The 18,944-nt window shown below is 65.7% G+C and carries 19 protein-coding genes; 6 read left to right on the top strand and 13 right to left on the bottom strand.

Annotated elements, in window-relative coordinates; translation table 11 throughout:
* Positions 1–123: 123 nt before the first annotated feature.
* Positions 124–456 carry a hypothetical protein gene (locus tag IGS58_RS11760; RefSeq protein ID WP_167468613.1) on the bottom strand — a complete coding sequence of 111 codons (333 nt, stop codon included), beginning with the start codon at positions 454–456 and terminating at the stop codon, positions 124–126.
* Between IGS58_RS11760 and IGS58_RS11765 the strand changes: the two genes are divergently transcribed.
* Both IGS58_RS11765 and IGS58_RS11770 read left to right on the top strand, forming a co-directional pair.
* Positions 413–2,485, top strand: a complete 2,073-nt coding sequence (locus tag IGS58_RS11765) for a TonB-dependent receptor domain-containing protein (protein WP_230521466.1) — start codon at positions 413–415, stop codon at positions 2,483–2,485. The genes IGS58_RS11760 and IGS58_RS11765 overlap by 44 nt on opposite strands.
* 17 nt (positions 2,486–2,502) lie before the next feature.
* Positions 2,503–3,048: an RNA 2'-phosphotransferase gene (locus IGS58_RS11770; protein ID WP_230521467.1), complete on the top strand. Its 546-nt coding sequence runs from the start codon at positions 2,503–2,505 to the stop codon at positions 3,046–3,048.
* On the opposite strand, the gene IGS58_RS11775 is transcribed toward IGS58_RS11770, so the two are convergent.
* From IGS58_RS11775 to IGS58_RS11830, 12 genes are all read right to left on the bottom strand, one after another.
* A complete protein-coding gene (locus IGS58_RS11775; RefSeq protein WP_230521468.1) occupies positions 3,035–4,162 on the bottom strand; it encodes an aldo/keto reductase in 1,128 nt (375 codons plus the stop codon). The genes IGS58_RS11770 and IGS58_RS11775 overlap by 14 nt on opposite strands.
* Before the next feature lie 12 nt (positions 4,163–4,174).
* Positions 4,175–5,026: an aldo/keto reductase gene (locus IGS58_RS11780; protein WP_230521469.1), complete on the bottom strand. Its 852-nt coding sequence runs from the start codon at positions 5,024–5,026 to the stop codon at positions 4,175–4,177.
* Positions 5,027–5,118: 92 nt separating this feature from the next.
* Positions 5,119–6,333 carry a PepSY-associated TM helix domain-containing protein gene (locus tag IGS58_RS11785; protein ID WP_230521470.1) on the bottom strand — a complete coding sequence of 405 codons (1,215 nt, stop codon included), beginning with the start codon at positions 6,331–6,333 and terminating at the stop codon, positions 5,119–5,121.
* Entirely contained in the window at positions 6,333–8,804 is a 2,472-nt protein-coding gene (locus IGS58_RS11790) for a TonB-dependent siderophore receptor (protein ID WP_230521471.1), read from the bottom strand. Before IGS58_RS11790 ends, IGS58_RS11785 begins: the two co-directional genes overlap by 1 nt.
* A 93-nt stretch (positions 8,805–8,897) precedes the next feature.
* Positions 8,898–9,893, bottom strand: a complete 996-nt coding sequence (locus IGS58_RS11795; protein ID WP_230521472.1) for a FecR domain-containing protein — start codon at positions 9,891–9,893, stop codon at positions 8,898–8,900.
* On the bottom strand, positions 9,890–10,399 hold the full coding sequence (locus IGS58_RS11800; RefSeq protein WP_070260652.1) for a sigma-70 family RNA polymerase sigma factor: 510 nt from the start codon (positions 10,397–10,399) through the stop codon (positions 9,890–9,892). Before IGS58_RS11800 ends, IGS58_RS11795 begins: the two co-directional genes overlap by 4 nt.
* Positions 10,400–10,517: 118 nt before the next feature.
* Entirely contained in the window at positions 10,518–11,693 is a 1,176-nt protein-coding gene (locus IGS58_RS11805) for a HupE/UreJ family protein (protein WP_230521473.1), read from the bottom strand.
* Between the two features lie 8 nt (positions 11,694–11,701).
* Positions 11,702–12,913, bottom strand: a complete 1,212-nt coding sequence (locus IGS58_RS11810; RefSeq protein WP_230521474.1) for a tetratricopeptide repeat protein — start codon at positions 12,911–12,913, stop codon at positions 11,702–11,704.
* An 87-nt stretch (positions 12,914–13,000) separates the two neighbouring features.
* On the bottom strand, positions 13,001–13,249 hold the full coding sequence (locus tag IGS58_RS11815; RefSeq protein ID WP_230521475.1) for a hypothetical protein: 249 nt from the start codon (positions 13,247–13,249) through the stop codon (positions 13,001–13,003).
* A 13-nt stretch (positions 13,250–13,262) separates the two neighbouring features.
* Positions 13,263–14,762, bottom strand: coding sequence for a DUF4331 domain-containing protein (locus IGS58_RS11820; protein WP_070260658.1), 1,500 nt, complete (start codon positions 14,760–14,762; stop codon positions 13,263–13,265).
* A gap of 118 nt (positions 14,763–14,880) precedes the next feature.
* Positions 14,881–15,528, bottom strand: coding sequence for an NrsF family protein (locus IGS58_RS11825; protein WP_230521476.1), 648 nt, complete (start codon positions 15,526–15,528; stop codon positions 14,881–14,883).
* Entirely contained in the window at positions 15,525–16,121 is a 597-nt protein-coding gene (locus IGS58_RS11830) for a sigma-70 family RNA polymerase sigma factor (protein ID WP_230521477.1), read from the bottom strand. Before IGS58_RS11830 ends, IGS58_RS11825 begins: the two co-directional genes overlap by 4 nt.
* A 130-nt stretch (positions 16,122–16,251) precedes the next feature.
* Between IGS58_RS11830 and IGS58_RS11835 the strand changes: the two genes are divergently transcribed.
* The 4 genes from IGS58_RS11835 to IGS58_RS11850 all read left to right on the top strand — a co-directional run bounded on the left by IGS58_RS11835 (position 16,252) and on the right by IGS58_RS11850 (position 18,829).
* Positions 16,252–17,058 carry a DUF1223 domain-containing protein gene (locus tag IGS58_RS11835; protein WP_070260664.1) on the top strand — a complete coding sequence of 269 codons (807 nt, stop codon included), beginning with the start codon at positions 16,252–16,254 and terminating at the stop codon, positions 17,056–17,058.
* The gene (locus IGS58_RS11840; protein WP_230521478.1) at positions 17,058–17,654 is read left to right on the top strand and encodes a cytochrome b/b6 domain-containing protein; all 597 of its coding nucleotides are present in this window, start codon (positions 17,058–17,060) and stop codon (positions 17,652–17,654) included. Before IGS58_RS11835 ends, IGS58_RS11840 begins: the two co-directional genes overlap by 1 nt.
* 11 nt (positions 17,655–17,665) lie before the next feature.
* On the top strand, positions 17,666–18,436 hold the full coding sequence (locus IGS58_RS11845; protein ID WP_230521479.1) for a molybdopterin-dependent oxidoreductase: 771 nt from the start codon (positions 17,666–17,668) through the stop codon (positions 18,434–18,436).
* Positions 18,437–18,517: 81 nt separating this feature from the next.
* Entirely contained in the window at positions 18,518–18,829 is a 312-nt protein-coding gene (locus IGS58_RS11850) for a pentapeptide MXKDX repeat protein (protein ID WP_230521480.1), read from the top strand.
* Positions 18,830–18,944 lie beyond the last annotated feature (115 nt).

Raw genomic sequence — 18,944 nt, forward strand, 5'->3', positions numbered from 1 at the left:
TGGTCGCCAGGCCGCGCCGTGCAGGCGTGCCGGTGTCTGACAATATGGAAAAAACCAAAGACTTTGCCGCGGCTGCGCCAGCCTGCATGGTCGACATGGCAGGGCGTCGCGTAGACGGCGAAATCACAGCGACAGCCCTGATGCGCGCGGCGGAGCGGCGCGGGCGAAAGAGCGGCAGGCATGGCAGGAGATGCTGGCGGGCCGGTCTTGTGCGCGGATTCTGACAGGTAGTATGCACTTTTTATATGGCGACATTCTCTCTAAAGATAACTCGCCGCGATTTATTTCATTGTTTGAAAACATGTGTTTTGCAGCTTGATTTTGCGCAAATGTTTGAATCCGAACGCCGGTGTTTTGCGTATCTTCAGGGGCGAGCCACCAGCAGTTGTTTTCAGGATGAACGGGAGAAGAGATGCAATCCAGGAAAATCCCTTTGGCATTGGCCTGGCTGGCCATCCAGGCCAGCGCATGGGCGCAGCCGCCTGCCGCCGCGGTGCCCGATGCCGTTGCCAATGAGGCGCGCACCGTACGCGTGACGGGCCACTACGACAACGCCGTCGGCACGTCGGACGCGGCCAGTCAGGGCGTCATCACCAGCGAACTGATCGTCAACCGGCCCGCCTTGCGCACGGGAGAGCTGCTGGAATTCGTGCCGGGATTGATCGTTACCCAGCACAGCGGCGACGGCAAGGCCAACCAGTACTTCCTGCGCGGTTTTAACCTCGACCACGGGACGGATTTCGCCACCCATGTCGATGGCATGCCCGTCAACATGCGCACGCATGCCCATGGACAGGGTTATTCCGACCTCAATTTCCTCATTCCCGAGCTGGTGCAGCGCATCGACTACAAGAAGGGGCCGTATTTCGCCAGCGAAGGTGATTTTTCCTCGGCAGGCAGCGCGCGCATCCGCCTGGCCGACAAATTGCCGCAAGGCCAGGCCAGCGTGTCCGTCAGCCAGCATGGCTATGCGCGCGGCGTCGTGGCCGATTCCTTTGCTGCAGGACAAGGCACCTTGCTGTACGGCCTGGAAGTGAACCGCAACAACGGCCCCTGGGACGTGCCGGAAAGGGTGCGCAAATATAGCGGCGTGCTGCGCTACAGCCAAGGCACGCCGGACAACGGTTTCAGTGTGACGGCGATGGCGTACAAGAATGGCTGGAACGCCACCGACCAGGTGCCGCTGCGCGCCGTGGCATCGGGCCGGATCGGCCGTTTCGGCTCGCTGGCGCCCAGCGACGGCGGCGACACGTCGCGCACCAGCCTGTCCTACGCCATGCGCCAGCGCACGCAGAACCGCTTGTTCGAGCTGGACGCTTACCTGATCCGTTCACAGCTGGAACTCAACAGCGATTTCACCTACTTCCTGGCCAATCCGGCCGCCGGCGACCAGTTCCAGCAAAGCGAGCGGCGCACGGTGGCCGGCGTGAATGCCGGCGAAAGCTGGACCACGGAGCTGTTCGGTCTTCCCCTGCGCAACAAGGTCGGCGTGCAGGCGCGCTACGACAGGCTGTCGCCCGTGGGCTTGTACAACACGGTGGACCGGGTACGGCAGAGTACGCTGCGCGAAGACCGGGTGCGCGAGGCCAGCATCGGCCTGTATGGCGAAAACACGGTGCAATGGCTGCCCTGGCTGCGTTCCGTGGCGGGCTTGCGCTACGACGCCTACCGTTTCAAAGTCGACAGCAGCATAGCCGGCAACAGCGGCACGGCGAACGATCACGTGGTCTCGCCCAAGCTGTCCCTGATTCTGGGGCCCTGGAGCAAGACGGAATTTTTCGTGAACTATGGCAAGGGTTTCCACAGCAACGATGCGCGCGGCACGACGCAGACGCGCCTGGCCGATGGCGAGGCCGCCATGCCCGTCACGCCCCTGGTGCCGAGCAAAGGCATGGAACTGGGCGCGCGTACGGAATGGCTGCCGGGCCTGCAAAGCTCGCTGGCCCTGTGGCGCCTCGATATCGCGTCGGAACTGCTGTTCGTGGGTGATGCGGGCGAAACGGAGCCGAGCCGCGCCAGCCGCCGCCACGGCATCGAGTGGAACAACCATTATATTGCGGCCCCGTGGCTGCTGTTCGACCTGGACCTGGCCGCCTCGCGCTCGCGCTATACGGAAAATGATCCGGCCGGCAAGCATATCCCTGGCGCCATCGACAAGGTGGCCTCGTTCGGCGTGACGGTGACGGACCAGGGCCCGTGGTCGGGCGCCTTCCAGCTGCGCTATTTCGGCCCCCGACCCCTGATCGAAGACAATAGCGTGCGCTCCGCCTCGACCACCTTGGCGTATGCGCGCGTGGCATACCAGCTCAACCGCAAGACGCGGCTGTCGCTCGACGTGTTCAACCTGTTCAACAAGCGCGCCAGCGACATCGATTACTACTATGCGTCGCGCCTGCCCGGCGAGGGGGCGGACGGGGTGAATGACCGGCATTTTCATCCGGTCGAGCCCCGATCCGCGCGCCTGACCTTGTCATATGCGTTCTGATAACGGTAGACTGCGGCATGACAGATCATTTGGTAAATACCAGCAAATTCCTTTCCCTCATACTGCGCCACGCCCCTGAAAAAATCGGCCTTGCGCTCGATCCCCACGGCTGGGCCGATATCGGCCAGTTGCTGGCGCTGGCGGCTCAACATGGCCGTCGCATTTCCCGTGAACAATTGGATGACGTGGTGGCGCGCGACAGCAAGACGCGCTACGCCATCAGCGATGACGGCTTGCGCATCCGCGCCAACCAGGGCCACTCGCTGGCGGCCGTCGATATCGCCTTGCCGCCCACTACGCCGCCCGCCATGCTGTATCACGGCACGGCCAGCCGCTTTGTCGAGGCGATCCGCGCCGGCGGCCTGCTGCCGGGATCGCGCAACCATGTGCACCTGTCCAGCAAGCGCGAAACGGTCGTGGCCGTGGGCGGGCGCCATGGCAAGCCCGTCGTGCTGACGGTGGATGCGGCCGCCATGCGAGCGCAGGGCCACGTGTTCTACGTGTCCGACAATGGCGTGTGGCTGACTGACGCCGTGCCGCAGACCTTCATCACTTTTCCCTGAGGGGCGCTTCCACGCCCGAATAGGCCAGCACGGCGTCGGGCAGGCGCGCGCCCCGGATAGCAATGGCCGCGACGGCCTGGTTCAGCTCGGCCACTTCTCCCGACGTCAACCGCACGTGCGCCGCGCCGATATTGTCCAGCATGTGCGCCATCTGCGTGGTGCCGGGAATCGGCACGATCCACGGCCGCTGCGCCATCAGCCAGGCCAGGGCGATCTGCGCCGGTGTCACCTGCTTGCGCGTGGCCCAGCTGTTCACCAGGGCCGCCAGCGCCAGGTTGTGCGGCAGGTTTTCCGGTGAAAAGCGCGATTCGATCTTGCGGATGTCGCCATCGGCAAAGCGCGTCCTGGCGTCGATGGCGCCTGCCAGGAAGCCCACGCCCAGCGGGCTCCACGGCACGAAGCCGATACCGAGTTCCTGGCACAGGGCCAGCACGCCGTCTTCCGGCCCCCGCCACAGCATCGAGTATTCGCTTTGCACGGCACTGACGGGCAGGGCCGCATGGGCGCGGCGCAAGGTGTTCAAGCCCATTTCCGACAAGCCCCAGTGCAGCACCTTGCCTTCTTTCATGAGGTTCTGCACGGCGCCGGCCACGTCCTCGATCGGCACTTGCGGGTCGACCCGGTGCTGGTACAGCAAGTCGATGCGGTCCGTGCGCAGGCGTTTGAGCATGCCTTCCACGGCCAGCTTGATGTGCGCCGGACGGCTGTTGCGGCCCGGACGCCGCTCGCCCGTTTCCAGGTCGATATCCCAGCCGAATTTGGAAGCGATGACGATCTGGTCGCGGAACGGCGCCACGCCTTCGCCGAGGATGCGTTCTACCTCGTGCGGGCCATACGCCTCGGCCGCGTCATAGAAGGTGACGCCGCGCTCGAATGCCGCGCGGATAATCTTGTGCATCTCTGGACGGCTGGGCACGGTTGTCTGGTAGGTGCGGCTCATGTTTTGCACGCCCAGGCCCAGGCTCGATACTTCCAGCGTGCCCAGCTTGCGGCGCCCGTCCACTGTCGTTTGCACCGCCTCGTCTTGCGCCGAGCTGATCAATGGCGTGGCGGCCAGGCTGCCGGCCGCCAGCAGGAAGCCGCGGCGGCCCGTGCTTGTATCTTCTGTTGGCATATGTGCTTTCCCTTAAATATCAAGCGTGCGTTCGGCCATCCACTGGACAATGGCCGGGTCGCGGTGCGAAAAGAAGCTGCTGGTAGCCGTTTCCAGGGTGGCGATGGCGGCCATGTCCGCTTCGTCGAGGTCAAAGTCAACGATGGCCAGGTTTTCCGCCATGCGCTCGCGGCGCACGGTCTTGGCCAGCACGGCGATGCCCCGGTGCGTGAGCCAGCGCAGGACGACCTGGCCCACGGACCTGCCGTGTCTGGCGGCGATGCCCAGCAGCAACTCATTGTGGAAAAGCTTGTTGCGGCCCTCGGCAAATGGCGCCCACGCTTGCGGCTGCACGCCGTGCTCGAGCATGAAGGCCACGCTGTCCGCCTGCTGGTGGAAGGGGTTGATCTCGATCTGGTTGACGGCGGGCGCGATGTCGTTGAAGGCGATGAGGTCCATCAAGCGGTCCGCATGGAAGTTGCTGACGCCAATGGCGCGCAGCTTGCCACTGCGATAAGCGTCCTGCATGGCGCGCCAGGAACCGTGCACGTCGCCAAACGGCTGGTGGATCAGGAATAAGTCGAGATAATCGAGCCGCAAGCGTCGCAGCGACTGCTCGATGGCGTCGCGCGTACGTTCATAGCCCGTGTCCTGCACCCACAGCTTGCTGGTGACAAACAGTTCCTCGCGCGCCACGCCGCTGTGGGCGATGCCCTTGCCGACGGCTGCCTCGTTCATATAGGACGCGGCTGTGTCGATCAGGCGGTAGCCGGCGGCGATGGCGTCGATCACGCTGCGTTCGCATTCTGCGGGGTCGGGAATCTGGAAGACGCCATAGCCGGCGACGGGCATGCTGATGCCGTTATTCAGGGTGACGCGGTTCATGGCTGGCTCCTTCAATCATTGACAGGAGCTACTTTACGGCGTCAGCCACTCGTTGATAAGCCGTTGGAATCGGCATGGTCTTATTAGTCAAGCTAATGAATGAGGGCCCTGGCCCTGGCTTGCCCCTGGCGCTTGCGGCGCCAGATCAGCACGCCCGTCACGCTCAGGCCCGCCACCAGCAGGCCCATGGCGCAGATGAACATTTTAAAAGGCCAGCCCCACATCGAGGCCATGTGCAGGGCGCTGATCCAGCTGCGGATGGTGTCGCCGCTGGCCGCGCCCGTGGGCAGCCAGGCGGCCAGCTGCCGGCCGCTGGCCGCGTCGAAAAAGACGGTGGTGAGGCCCTTGTGGGCGCGCACGTCGCGGCTGCTGCGCACGTGATAGCTGTACACGCCCAGCTCGCGCTCGCAGGCCAGCGCGTTTTCTTCGAGGATGGTGAACGCGTGCCGGCGCGCCAATTCGCCCATCAACAGGCGGCCCTGCGCGCGCGCGGCTGGCCAGTCCATCGGCTTTCCTGGTGACGGCGCATGCCGCGCGACGATGTCCTCGGCTCCCTGGTGCGGGAACAGCGGCCGCATTACGGCCGCATACACGCCGTACAGGTTGAAGGCGACGCCGCTCCAGGCAAACACCAGCAGCATGGCCCACAGCCACAGGCCGCCCGCGCGGTGCAGGTCGAATACCAGCTTATAGCTGCCGCCGTGGCGGCGCAGCAGCCACGCTGGCCGCCAGCGCAGCAGCCACGGTTTCGTGCCCGGCGAGCGTTTTTTCAGGCGGGCAGGGAAGGTCAGGGCGGCACCGATGAAGCAGTCGACCGTCCAGACGATGGCGATCAGGCCGAAAATCAGCAAGCCCGTGTCGCCCAGCGCCAGCGCGTAATGCAGGCGCTCGATGAAGGGCAGCAGATTGATGGCGCCCTGGCCGATCTCGCCCCAGCGACGCTGGCCAAGCAGCGCGCCCGTGTAGGGATCGACAAACACTTCGTTGCTGGCCAGCGGTGATGCATCGCCCGGGCGCAGGTAAAACACCATGCTGTGGCCGGGCGGCGCCGACAGGGGCGCATAGCTGACCTGGGCTTGCGGGAAGCGCGCGGCGACCGACTCGCGCAGCTGCAGGGCGTCGAGCGGCACGGCGCCCGGCGTTGGCGGCGCCACGCGGAAGACGGCGGGCAGCATGGCCGCTTCCAGTTCATCCTTCCACGCGAGCAGGCTGCCCGTCACGCCGGCGACGATGAGGAAGCCGGCCATCAGCAAGCCCGCGTAGCGGTGCATGGCCGCCAGGGCGGGGCGCATGTGCAGCGATGGCATCAGAAGCGGTACATGGCGCTGACGTTGGCCGTGCGTTCGGCATTGCGGTAGCACAGGTTCGGCAGGTAGCCGCAGTCATACAGGGTCTGCTTGTTGAGCACATTGTTGACGTTGAGGGCAAACTGCCACGGTCCGCGCGACACGCCCAGCGCCGCGTCCCACTGCGTCAGGCCGCCATTGCGGATGTTCAGGTTCTCGCCATCGGAGTTCGAGCGCATGGCGCCGAGGAAGCGCATACCCAGCGCCGCATACGCGGGCAGTGCCGTGCCCAGGTTGAACGACTGGCGCGCCCAGGCCGAGGCGCTGTGGCGCGGCGCGCCCGCTTGCTGCAAGCCCAGGTCGCCGTTATTGCTCTTCCTGACTTCCGTAGCGAGGTAGGTGTATTGCGCGATCAGGCTCAGGCGGCTGGCGAACTCCGTGCGCGCTTCCAGTTCCACGCCGCGCGAGCCTACCTGGCCCGTTTGCTGCAAACGGCCCGGGTTGCCGATGTCGGAGGTGGTGACGTTGTCGCGCACCAGGTCGAAGACGGCGGCCGTATAGCTGGCGCGCTGGCCCACGGGTTCGTAGCGTACGCCCGCTTCGAACTGCTTGCCGCGCGACGGCTTCAAGGCGTCGCCGTTGGCCGTGATGCCCAGTTCGGGCGAGAACGAGGTGGCGTAGCTGACGTACGGCGCCCAGCCGCCATCGAACAGGTAGGCGGCGCCTACGCGGCCCGTGGTGGCCGATGGCGACTGGTGGAAGTCCGGTTTGACGGCGCCGCTATGGAGGTCGGTGACGTCGCGCGACTGCGTGGCCTTGTCGCGGCGCAGGCCAGCCGTGACGACCCAGCGGTCCCATTTCAATTGATCCTGCGCATACAGGCCCAGCTGGCGCGACGGCGCATCGGCGCGCGTGGGCGCTTGGGCCGGGACCAGTGGCTGCTTGCCATACACGGGCTGGTACAGGTCGATCGGCTCGATAAAACCCTTCTGGTGGCGGTAGTCGTCCGTGTTGCGGATATTCGCATAATCGACGCCCAGCAGCACCTGGTGCGCCAGGCCGCCCGTGGCAAACCGCGCCTGCAGCTGGGTGTCGGCGAACAGGCTTTTCGACGCCGTATCGACGGGCATGAAATAGCGCTCCACCGTGCCATCGTCATTCAGGCCCAGGGGAAACATGTCCGTGCGGTCGTTCTTCAGACGCGTGTAGCGCAGGTTCTGGCGCAGCGACCAGGTGTCGTTGAATCTGTGCTCGAACTCGTAGCCCAGCATGGTATTGCGCCGCTTGAAGCGGTTATCGTCGCCCATCAGGTTGAGACGCGGGTCGACCTGGCCGCGCGGGCCTGGCTGCAGCAGCTGATTGGGAAACGCGTACTGCTGGTTGTCCTGCTCGTAGCGGGCCAGCACGGTCAAACGCGTGGCGGGTCCCGCCTGCCAGGTGAGCGAGGGGGCGAAGTACAGGCGGTTGTCGCGGTCGCGGTCCAGCCGCGTGTCGGCTTCGCGGCCCAGCATGACGACGCGGTACGTCCAGGCGCCTGGCGCGTCGAGCGCGCCGCCCACGTCGGCTTTCAGCTGGCGGCGCTGGTAGCTGCCGTACTCAATCCCCACCTCGCGCACGGCATCCATGCTGGGACGCTTGCTGACGGCGTTGACCATGCCGCCCGGCGGAATCTGCCCGTACAGCACCGAGGCGGGGCCGCGCAGCACTTCCAGGCGTTCCAGGCCATACGGTTCGATCGAGGCGCCAAAGGTGCGGCCCGAATTGCGCAAGCCATCTTGCAGGATGCCGTTCGTTTCGATGGTGAAGCCGCGCAGCAGCGAGGAATCGTCGCTGCCCAGCGGGCGCTGGTTCGGCGTCACGCCGGCCGTGTAGCGCAAGGTCTCGTCGAGCGATTCGGCGTTGCGGTCGCTGATTTCATCGGCCGTGACGAGGGACACGGATTGCGGGTTTTCATTCAGGGCCGTATCCGTCTTGGTGGCCGAGCCGGCGCGCCGCGCCACATAGCCGCGCACGGGACCTGTCGCCGTTTCGCGTTCGGCCGTGGCATTGATGGTGATGGCGGGCAGGGTGGCGCTGGCCTGCGCCTGCGCCGCCTGCGTGCCTGCCGGTACCGTCTCCGCCCGCAGCGCATACGCGCCATTCGCCCCAACGACCACACGCACGCCCTGGCCGCGCAGCAGTTCCTCGAAACCCTGGCGCACGTTGTAGCTGCCCGCCAGGCCGCCGCTGCGCTTGCCCTGCAACAGGGCCGCGTCGGCCGACAGTTCCACGCCGGCCGCGCTGGCAAACGTGGTCAGGGCGCGCTCAAGCGGACCGGCGGGGATCGCGTAGGGGCGCTTGGCTTGCGCAGTCTCCAGCATCTGGGCGCGGGCGGCTGGCGCCGTGACGGCCAGGGTACCCACGGCGGCGCCCGCCAGGAACAGGGCCTGGATGGCGGCGGCAAGGGGAAACGGACGCAGCTTGTGCGCGGGTGCGGTCAGGCGAGGGGGCATGGAGCAAATCCTTGGAAAGTGGCAGGAAAAAATCGGTTCTTCCCGTATTCCGAACGAAAAGCCAAAACCCTCAACTTTTTTTCATTTATTTTTTCAGGAGGCGGGACGCGGCCCCACGCTGACCCAGTAGCGCGTGCGGTAGCGTGCTTGCACGGGCAGGCTCAGGGCCAGGTTGGCCAGCGAGCGGTCTGTGTCGCGCAGCGAGTACACGCCCGTCACGCGCAAGCCGGCGATGGACTCGTCGCAGCGCAGCACGCCGTGACGGTAGCGCCCCAGCTCGGCCAGCAGCTGATCCAGACGCATGCGCTCGGCCACCAGGCTGCCATCGGTCCAGGCGGCGGCGCTGTCTTCCACCTTGCCGATCTCTTGCACGGCGTGGCGGGTGTAGACGGCCTGCTGGCCCGTCTGCAGGTGCCGGGAGGGCGCACCTTCCTTCACCGGTTGCAGCGCCACGGCGCCCTGGAACACGGCGACACGGCTTTCGCCGTCATCGAGGCGCACGCCAAAGCGCGTGCCCAGCGCCGTGGCCGTGCCTTGCGGCGTTGCCACCAGCAGCGGACGATACAAAGGCGATGTTTCATGCGCGCTGGTGACGAGGATGGCGCCGGCGCGCAGCACGATGCGCCGTTCGCCGGCGCTGTATGCCACGTCGATGGCGCTGGCCGTGTCGAGCACCACTTGCGTGCCGTCCGCCAGTACGATGGCACGCGTCTCGCCAACAAACGTGCGGTAATCGCTGGCGGCGCGCTGCCACAGGCTGGACTGGCTGGCCTCGTGCGCCAGCAGGGCCGTGCCGCCGCCCGCCGCGATCAGGCCCAGCAACTGCAAGGCGCGCCGGCGGCCGGTGGCACGGCGCTGAGCCGGCGCGAGGGCGCCGCGCGCCACGTCGCGCGGCAAGGCCTCGAATTGCAGGGCAAAGCGCTGCAGCCGGGCCCAGGCCCGTTCGTGCTCGGGGTGGGCGGCGCGCCAGGCGGCGCAGGCGTCGGCATCGGCCGTGCTGGCGTCTTCCGCCCACAGCCGCGCCATCCACTCGGCGGCGCGCTGCAGCACGGCGGGGGCGATGGGCGCGCTGTCCAATGGAGAACTCATGCGAATTGCGCCGCGCAGCAGGCCAGCAAGGCGCGGGCGATGTATTTTTCCACCGACGAGACGGACACGTCGAGGCGCGCGGCGATGTCGGCGTAGGCCATGCCTTCCAGTTTGCACAGCAAAAAGGCGTCGCGCACTTTAGGCGGCAGGCTGGCGAGGATGGCGTCGATTTCCATCAATGCCTCGACGATCAGCGCGCGCATTTCCGGCGTGGGCACCAGCGCTTCCGGCTGGGCGGCGATGGCGTCCGCGTAGGCTGACTCGATATGCCGGCGGCGGAACAGGTCCACCACCAGGCCATTGGCGATCTGCGCCAGGTGCTGGCGCGATTCGTCCGGCTCGGGTGCGCGGCCGCGCGAGATGATGCGCAGATACGTGTCGTGCGCCAGGTCGGCCGCATCGAAAGCATTGCCCAGCTTGCGGCGCAGCCAGCCCTGCAGCCAGCCGTGGTGGTCGCTATAGAGCACTTCGATTTGCCGATGCAGTTCCAGTTCGGGGCGTAGCATGCAACCTTTCCATGCCATGGTCCGCGGGACAGAGTGGCCTTGATGCGATTGAGAATTGTTCGTATTGTAGCCCGGTTGCGCACTGTTGTGGTTGGCTAGTGGCGGAGCAGCAACGCCATCAGGCTGAAATCAGCTTGATGTCGGCTACCCGCTCCACCAGCCACACGCAAGCCACCAGCGCGATGGCCAGCGAGCCGACGGTCAGCACTTGCCGGTACAGCCACGTCTTGCGCAGCAGCCAGGCGAGCGGCAGAAAGGCGGCGACGATGGCCAGCTGGCCCAGTTCCACACCCACGTTGAAACCCAGCAGGCTGGCCAGCAGGGAACCCTGCGGCAAGCCCAGGTCGCGCAGCACGCTGGCAAAGCCGAAACCGTGGATCAGGCCAAAGGCGAAGGCGGCCACGGGGCGCTTGCCGCGGAACAGCGGCAGCAGGTTGTTCAGCGCGGCCAGGATCACCGAGGCGGCGATGGCCGATTCCACCCAGCGCGACGGCAGCGAGACGAGCGACAGGCTGGCCAGGCTCAGGGTGATGGAATGGGCGAGCGTAAATGCCGTGACGACTTTAAAAACGTCAATAAACGCTGCGTTCAAACCCAGATGCAAAGTCTGGGGTCGGACCCTCAGGGTCCGACCCCGGCTCTCCGCCATTGGGTTTAAACGGTCCGTGTCATTTGGACTTTTTAGCAGCACGGCCGGCAGCAGCAATGACAGCAAAAACAGAATATGGTCGTAGCCGATCCAGATATGCCAGATGCCGTGTTTCACATAGGCGCCGAACTGCGCCAGGCGGTCGGGGGCGGCCAGAGACAGCGTCTGGCGTGGGCTGTCCGGGTCGAAGATGGCCGTTTGCGTGGTGGCGCCGCTGGCGATCTTGACCAGGCCCTTGTGCTGCGGATCGAGGTCGGCGAACAGCGTGTAGCCGATGGCGAGATTGACAGGCGCGGTGCCGGGGCAGCTGGCCTGGAAGCGCAGCACGCTGTAGGCGCCGTCCGTGTGGCTGTCGATCAGCTGTTCGACGGCTTTCAAGGGGCAGACGCCCTGGTCGCTGGCCAGCTGCAGGCGCTGCAAGGCGTAGGCGGCGATGGCGTCGTGGCGCGCGCGGATTTCATCCCAGGTCAGCGCGCCGTCGCCATTGCCGTCGAGGCCGATGGCGAAATCGAGGTCGCGCAGGGCGATATCCCATTGCCCTTCGATCTGCTGGCCGTGCACGGCCAGGCTCAAATAACTGTCGCTGGGCTTGTGCGCCTGCGCGGGGGCGAGCCAGGCGCACAGGGTGAGCAGCAACGCGAGCATGCGGGCGTTCACAGCGCACCTGCTTTCTTTGCGGCGCTAAGCTTCTGCGCATCCTGCGGCCCCAGCTGCCTGACGAGCCGCTGCAGGGCCACGTCTTCCACGCCATGCGCCGCCACCCAGGCCAGCACCGGTTGCGCCGCCGCGTAGTTGCGCGCGACCAGGGCCGCTTCGAGCAGGATGCGCATGTCGGGCACTTCCTTCTGGATGGCCCAGTTCTTCTGCGCCAGTTGCAGGGCGGCCGGCACATCCTGTTGCAAAAACAGGGCGAAGCGGGCCTGTTCGCGCTGGTGCACGGTGTCGCCCCGTTGCATGGCGGCGTTGAAGCGGGCCGCCAGTTCCGCCTTGGCCGCCTGGAAGGCCGTCTGCTGGCCGGGCAGCGCCTGCAGGGCCAGCGCGTAACGCAGCAGCAGGGCGTCGATGCGCTGCTGCTCTTTCAATAACCGGGCGACTTCCTGCGGGCGCTGGCGGTCGAGCAGGAAATCCGCGTAGGCGCCCAGCAGATAGCTGTCGCGCGGCTGCTGCGCCAGCGCCTTGGTGTAACGCGCTTCGGCCAGCGTGGACTCTCCGCGCCGCGTGGCCATTTCCGCCAGCAGGGTCAAGGCCCAGCTATCGAGCTCGGGTGCCGCGCCGGCGCTGCGTTGCAAGGTCAGTTCCAGCAGGCGCTCGCTGCTGGCGGCCCGGCCCGTGACGCTGGCGATATTGGCAAGGCAGGTGACGGTGGCCAGTTGCGTTGTCAAGGCCGACAGCCGGGCGCAGCTGGCTGTCGCCTGGGTGTAGTCGCCCTGCACGGTGAGGACGGTGGCGCGCGTCAGCCAGGCCTGGGCGTTTTGCGGCTGCTGCGCGACGACGGCGTCGAGGTCTTGCAGGGCGGGAGCAAAATGGTGGGTGCTTTGCAAAATGGTGGCGCGCAGCAGGCGCACGGGGACGGGCGGCGCCGCCTGCCGCCACCAGGGCGCCAGCGCCGCTTGCGCATAGCCCAGGTAGCGCGGGTCCGTCTCGCTGCGCGCCAGGGCAATGTAGCGTTGGGCCAGGCTGGTGGCCAGGGGGAGGTCTCGCGGCGTGTCGTTCAGTTGCTGGCGCAGGCCGCGCAAGGCCAGCTGCGCGGCATCGGCGCGGCGCGGCAGCTGCTCGATGACGGCGCTGCCGTCTTTCGGCGTGTAGGGCGCGGCCCATGCCAGCACGGGCAGACAGGCGCACAGCAGGGCAATCGGTGTTTTCATCGTGGACGCCATCGAGGGTGGAGTGGGGCAGCAAGGGCGGGGCGCCGGAGAACGTGGTCTCCGGCGCCCGCGCTTGCTTACTGCGCGTTACAGCGGTACCGGCTCCGTATTTTCCGGAGAGGTCGCCATGATGGCGTCGATGGCGACGCCGTCCTTGTCATCGCTGGTGGTCAGAATGACGTTGCTGACGGCCACATAGAAGGCGTCGAGCAAGACCACGGGCGGAGGGTTGACGCCGCCGTCACCGTTGTCGCCGCCGTGGCTGCTACTGCCGCCACCGCAGCCGGCCAGCATGGCCGTAAGCGCCAGGGCGCTGATTGCATGGAGCTTTTTCATCGCATTCTCCTCGTTACAGCTGCGGCGAACCGGCCACGGGATTTTTCAGGTAGGGGAAACCTGCCGTGAACGCGGTTTCGTCGAGGAAGGCGCCATCCGTGAAGTGCAGGCCGCCAGCCGGTGCGTCGGCCGGGGCGCAGCCGATGTTCAGGGTGCACAGCTTGCCCATGGCCACGCGCAGCACCACGTCGACCACGTCGTCGCCGGGGCGGCGGCCGTTCGGAAAGCCCGCGTTATCGCCGCCGATGACGCCGAGGCGGTTTTGCGCGCCGACATTGGTGGCCGCGATCGAGGTGTTCAGGCGCAGCATTTCCGACGCCGTCACGGTGACGGGCTGGTTCACGCCCTTGATGCCCGTCAAAAAGGTGGCCACCAGGTCGTTGCGGGGGAAGTTGGTGGGCGCCTTGGCGCCTGCCGAGCCAAACAGCACTTCCACCAGGGCCGGCGCCGTGGGGTTAGTGACGTAGTCGGCAAACTGCGCGTCGCCCGACGGCTTGCTGGCGTTGAAGCGGTCCTTGTCCTTCAGGCCGATGACCAGTTCATTCACCAGCGGCATGCCCAGGCGCGACACTTGCACCCACGCGCCGCCTTCCTTCGACGCCGTGGTGGCCGTGCCCGGCGCCGGGTTCAGCAGGCGCCCCTGGCGCAGGCTGGCCGTGGTCCAGCCGCCGATGACAGGATCGCTGCCGGCCGTCAGGCAGGTGGTCGGTACTTCCATCTCGATGGCCGTGACGTTCTTGCGCGCCAGGTCATCCTTGGCGGCCGACTCCGCATTCGCGGCAAACTCCGTGGCGGGCGCCTTGATGTTGATCAAGTCGAACGTTTCGCCCAAATTCACGACGAAAGGGTCCTTGCGCTGGCCGACGAACAGGCGCGCCGGCGTGGCGCAGCCGGGAATGTTGACGGCGTACACATGCTGCGCGGCATACGCGGCGTAGTTGGGGATGGCCTTGTTGCCGATATTGTCGACGGGCTTGTCGAAGGTCGTGCCGCCGCCGCTGGCGTTGGTGACGGCGCTCCTCGTGCCCGTGCGGCGGTCGCCCCGCACCACCGTCACGCTGTAGGTTTCGCGCACGTTCAGGCCGGCCGGGTTGACGGAATCGATGGCGCCGCCGTTGATGACGAGCGGAATCGAGACTTTCTTGCCGCCCACGGTGAACTGGCCATCCTTGATGGTGTTGGTAAAGCGGAACTGGAAGGTGAGGTCTTCCTTGCCGTCGCCATTGTTGTCGATATGGATTTCGTACAGGGCGGCGGGGTCCATGGCGAAGTAGTTCGGGCCGCCGTACGCGTCTTGCAGGGGGATATAGTCGGCCACCAGCGTGGTGTAGGCCCCGCGGCCCGCTTCATAGCTGCGGAACATGTAGAAGTCGGTGGCGTCGACTTTCGGGTTTTGCGTGATGAACGGCGCTTCGCGGTGGCTGGAGGCATAGGCCGCTGGCGCGATCGCCAAGGCCAGCAGGTTGCCCAGGAGTGCGGCGCCCAGTGCGGTTTTCGAGTGTGACAAAGACATTTCGATTCTCCCGATTTTTGTTAGCGTTGACAGACAAGTCCAAGAAACTGCAGGCTGCCTTACTTGTACGCGCGGAAGAAGAAAACGGATTCACTCCTGGGAAAAGGATGTCATTGGCTTACCAGGCCAGCACTTTCGGCCCTATGGCCGCGCCGATGGCGGTCGGCACCAGCATGCCCAGCACATACCAGAAGCCGACGAAGCTGGCCGCCAGCTCCGGGCAGTGCAGGCAATACACGAGCGCGGCCATGCCGCCGGCGGCAAAGCCGGCAGCGGCGCCCGCCAAGCCCAGGCGCGTGGGCGCCAGCTGGCGCATCAGGCGCAGCACGGCGGCCAGGATGGGCAGCGAGAGCAGCGCGATCAGCAAGGGACAGCTGCGCCAGGTGGCGCCCCAGAACAGCTCGGCGCGTTGCTCGGGCGGGGCTTCCTGCAGGATGATGGCACCCAGCGCCCACATCAGCAGCAGGGGCATGGCGATGAGCAAGGGCAGGGCGCGCGTGGCGGCGCCCGGCACGCACAGGCGGCGGCTGACGTGCCAGGCCGCCAGGCAGAGGCAGACGACAAAGCCCACCTTGATCCAGAAATCGGGCAGCTGGGCCAGTTGTTCCAGGTTGGGCCGCACGCCCAGCAGCATGGCCATCAGCGCCACGCTGGCCAGCACGCCGGCGCCCAAAGTGCCTGCGGCACGCCAGCGGGCCCCCGGTGGCGGCGCGGCAGCCACGTCGGGGCCGCTGGCCAGCATGGCGATCAAGTCATCGGTTTTCATGATGCAATCCCTTCATTGCCTGTTCTTAAATTGGCCGCCAGTGCCTTCAAGCCGCGATGCACGGCCACTTTGACGCTGGCTTCCGAAATCTGCATGGCCGCCGCCGTGTCGCGCACGGACCAGCCGTCGAGCTTGGTATGCACGATGGCGTCGCGCTGCTGTGCCGGCAAGCTGGCCAGCAGCTTGCCCAGGTCGCGGCTCGCTTCGGCCGCTTCGGCGTCGGCGCTGGAAAACAGTTCCTGCGTGCCATCTTCTTCGTCATACGGCAAGTGCTGCGCCTCGCGCCGCGCATGCCGGCGCAGCCAGTCGATCAATTTATAGCGCGCGATCGCATGGATCCACGACGTCAGCGGCACGCCCGTATCGTACGTCAGACGCTGGTTGTGGATGGCCAGCAGACACTCCTGCACCAGGTCTTCCACCTCGTCCGGCCATTGCTGCAGGCGGCGCCGCAGGAACGCGCGCAAATGGCCGCTGGTGGCTTGCAAGAAACTGCGATAGGCCGCCGCATCGCCATCGAGCCCGCGCAGCATCAAGCCATGCAGCCGCAATTCCGTGCCATGCAGGTGTTCGCTTACAGGTATTCGTTGCATGCAGGCCTTTGGTAACAGGCATTGAAAAAATAAATCCCGGATTATTTTGCTGGCGGCTGTAACCAATCGGCCTGCGGCGGCGAATTGACTGGCAAGCACGCCTCTTAATTCAATATACCGGTGAAAGACCATGGACATCAAGCACCGCCTTGCATCACTGCTTTTTCCCGTGCTGGGCACGGTCGCGGCATCCCCGGCCATGGCGCAGCTGGCCGCCGGCCAGCGCTGCGCCGTGCAAAGCGGGCCGCAGACGGCGGCGCTGGTGGAACTGTACAGCAGCGAAGGCTGTTCCAGCTGCCCGCCCGCCGACCAGCGCCTGAGCGCCTTGCGCAAGGAAGCGGGCCCGGCCAGCCTGATCGTGCCGCTGGCCCTGCACGTCACCTACTGGGACCAGATCGGCTGGACGGACCCGCTGGCGCAGGCGCAATTCGATGCGCGCCAGGCCGAGTTGCTGCGCCACCAGCCGCGCCATGTCGCTTACACGCCGCAGTTTTTCGTGGGCGGCACGGAATTGCGCGGCTGGGATACGCAGCTGCCGGCCGCCATCCGCCGCATCAACGCGACTGCCGCGCCCGTCAATATCAGCCTGTCCGCCACGCCGGGGCCCAGTGGAAAATTATTGCTTGAAGCCAATGCCAGCGCGCCGGACGCACAGACGGGCGGCCAGCTGTACGTGGCCATCAGCGAAAGCGCCATCGTCTCGAAAGTGCTGCGCGGCGAAAACCGCGGCGCCACCCTGCATCACGATGCAGCCGTACGCCTGTGGCTGGGGCCGGTGTCTCTGGCGCAAGGCCGCGCCCAGCTGCGCCGCGCAGTCAACCTGCCCGCCACTTGGCGACCCGAGCAGCTGCAAGTGGTCGCCTTCGTGCAGCGGGCCGGCAGCAGCGCCATCCTGCAAGCCGTCAGCACGGCATCCTGCGCGAAGGGAGCGATGTGATGAACGCACAAGCGAGCGTGATCCACCCCGCCTGGCTGCGCCTGACGCACTGGCTCAATGCCGTGGCCGTCGTGGTGCTGGCCACCAGCGGCTGGCGCATCTATAACGCGGCGCCATTTTTCCCCTTCGAGCTGCCGCGCGCGCTGACCCTGGGCGGCTGGCTGGGTGGCGCCCTGCAATGGCATTTCGCCGCCATGTGGCTGCTGGTGGCCAATGGCTTGCTGTATCTGGCGATTAACATCGCCTCTGGACGGCTGCGGCGCCAGTTCTTTCCCCTGACGCCGCGCCTGCTGCTGGCCGATTTCATGGCGGCCCTGAAAGGCAAGCTGGCCCACGCGGACCCCCGTCATTACAACATGGTGCAGCGCGCCGCCTACCTGTTCGTCATGCTCGACTGCATCGTGCTGGTGCTGTCCGGCCTGGTGCTGTGGAAGTCCGTGCAATTTCCCCTGCTGCGCGAACTCATCGGCGGCTACGAGAGTGCGCGCAGGGTCCACTTCATCGCCATGGCGCTGCTGACGGGCTTTGTCGGCGTGCACTTGCTGATGGTGGCGCTGGTGCCGCGCACCTTGGTCGCCATGCTGCGCGGGCGCTGAAGGAGACGATCATGAAAAAAACCATCCTCGTGCAAGAAGAGGGCCAGGCCATGCTGGACGACGCCTTGCGCCAGATCAAGCAGCCGTCGCGCCGTTTGTTCCTGCAGCGCAGCCTGACCCTGGGCGGCCTGTCCTTGTTGACCGGTTGCAACGTCAGCGACGCGTCCGGCATCGAGACAGCCCTGACGGCCGTGTCGCGCTTCAACGACAGGGTACAGGGCTGGCTGTTCGATCCGACCAAGCTGGCGCCGACCTACCCGGACTCCATGATCACGCGGCCGTTTCCCTTCAACGCGTATTACGGCGAGGACGAGGTGGAAGAAGTCGATGGCGACGCCTGGCGCCTGGAATTGAGCGGCTTGATCGCCGACAGGAAGCCATGGAGCTTGCCGCAATTGCGCGCCTTGCCGCAGGAAACGCAGATCACGCGCCACATCTGCGTGGAAGGCTGGAGCGCCATCGGCAAGTGGGGCGGCGTGCCGTTTGCCCATTTCCTGAAGCGGGTCGGCGCCGACACGACGGCGAAATACATCGGCTTCAAGTGCGCCGACGATTATTTCACCAGCATCGACATGGCCACGGCCCTGCATCCGCAAACCATCATGGCCCTGAGCTACGACGGCCAGGAGTTGCCGCCCAAGTACGGCTACCCGATGAAACTGCGCATGCCGACCAAGCTGGGCTACAAGAATCCCAAGCACATCCAGGCCATTTTCGTCACGAATACGTATCCGGGAGGGTATTGGGAGAATCAGGGCTACAACTGGTTCGGCGGCTCTTGAACATTTTTAGCAGCACCCGTAGCAAAGCAACAGTTTTACCACAGGGCACTTGCCCAACTAACCCAGAGACAAGGACATATCATGAAAACCACGATCACCACCTTCGCAGCCATCCTCGCTTCCGCCATCCTCATGTCGGGCGCCGCGTTTGCCCAGGATGCCATGAAGAAAGACGCCATGGCCAAGGACGCCTCGGCCGATGCCATGCACAAGGATGCCATGCACAAGGATGCGATGGACAAGGATGGCATGAAAAAGCCGATGGCCAAGAAACACATGAAGAAGGACCATATGGCCAAGGATGGCATGGCGAAAGATGCCATGGCAAAAGACGGCATGAAGAAGGATGAGATGAAAAAGGATGGCATGGCCAAGGATGCGATGGCCAAATAAGACAGCAATCCGACGCCGTCAACGTGACGGCGCCGGGCCTGGCTTGCGCTTTCCCTGCGTTTGCGCCAGATCAATCTTGCAATACTATTATTCTTGCCGCGCTTCAAGATGCGAA

Origin of the sequence: Janthinobacterium sp. EB271-G4-7A (assembly GCF_020858075.1) — a bacterium.
GTDB classification, from domain to species: Bacteria; Pseudomonadota; Gammaproteobacteria; order Burkholderiales; family Burkholderiaceae_D; genus Janthinobacterium; species Janthinobacterium lividum.

Coding starts and splice junctions, on each gene's coding strand:
- IGS58_RS11820 (WP_070260658.1), bottom strand. CDS start 14,762: ATGTCTTTGTCACACTCGAAAACCGCACTGGGCGCCGCACTCCTGGGC.
- IGS58_RS11840 (WP_230521478.1), top strand. CDS start 17,058: ATGAACGCACAAGCGAGCGTGATCCACCCCGCCTGGCTGCGCCTGACG.
- IGS58_RS11830 (WP_230521477.1), bottom strand. CDS start 16,121: ATGCAACGAATACCTGTAAGCGAACACCTGCATGGCACGGAATTGCGG.
- IGS58_RS11805 (WP_230521473.1), bottom strand. CDS start 11,693: ATGCTCGCGTTGCTGCTCACCCTGTGCGCCTGGCTCGCCCCCGCGCAG.
- IGS58_RS11835 (WP_070260664.1), top strand. CDS start 16,252: ATGGACATCAAGCACCGCCTTGCATCACTGCTTTTTCCCGTGCTGGGC.
- IGS58_RS11780 (WP_230521469.1), bottom strand. CDS start 5,026: ATGAACCGCGTCACCCTGAATAACGGCATCAGCATGCCCGTCGCCGGC.
- IGS58_RS11825 (WP_230521476.1), bottom strand. CDS start 15,528: ATGAAAACCGATGACTTGATCGCCATGCTGGCCAGCGGCCCCGACGTG.
- IGS58_RS11775 (WP_230521468.1), bottom strand. CDS start 4,162: ATGCCAACAGAAGATACAAGCACGGGCCGCCGCGGCTTCCTGCTGGCG.
- IGS58_RS11790 (WP_230521471.1), bottom strand. CDS start 8,804: ATGCCCCCTCGCCTGACCGCACCCGCGCACAAGCTGCGTCCGTTTCCC.
- IGS58_RS11770 (WP_230521467.1), top strand. CDS start 2,503: ATGACAGATCATTTGGTAAATACCAGCAAATTCCTTTCCCTCATACTG.
- IGS58_RS11765 (WP_230521466.1), top strand. CDS start 413: ATGCAATCCAGGAAAATCCCTTTGGCATTGGCCTGGCTGGCCATCCAG.
- IGS58_RS11760 (WP_167468613.1), bottom strand. CDS start 456: ATGGCCAGCCAGGCCAATGCCAAAGGGATTTTCCTGGATTGCATCTCT.
- IGS58_RS11785 (WP_230521470.1), bottom strand. CDS start 6,333: ATGCCATCGCTGCACATGCGCCCCGCCCTGGCGGCCATGCACCGCTAC.
- IGS58_RS11795 (WP_230521472.1), bottom strand. CDS start 9,893: ATGAGTTCTCCATTGGACAGCGCGCCCATCGCCCCCGCCGTGCTGCAG.
- IGS58_RS11850 (WP_230521480.1), top strand. CDS start 18,518: ATGAAAACCACGATCACCACCTTCGCAGCCATCCTCGCTTCCGCCATC.
- IGS58_RS11800 (WP_070260652.1), bottom strand. CDS start 10,399: ATGCTACGCCCCGAACTGGAACTGCATCGGCAAATCGAAGTGCTCTAT.
- IGS58_RS11815 (WP_230521475.1), bottom strand. CDS start 13,249: ATGAAAAAGCTCCATGCAATCAGCGCCCTGGCGCTTACGGCCATGCTG.
- IGS58_RS11845 (WP_230521479.1), top strand. CDS start 17,666: ATGAAAAAAACCATCCTCGTGCAAGAAGAGGGCCAGGCCATGCTGGAC.
- IGS58_RS11810 (WP_230521474.1), bottom strand. CDS start 12,913: ATGAAAACACCGATTGCCCTGCTGTGCGCCTGTCTGCCCGTGCTGGCA.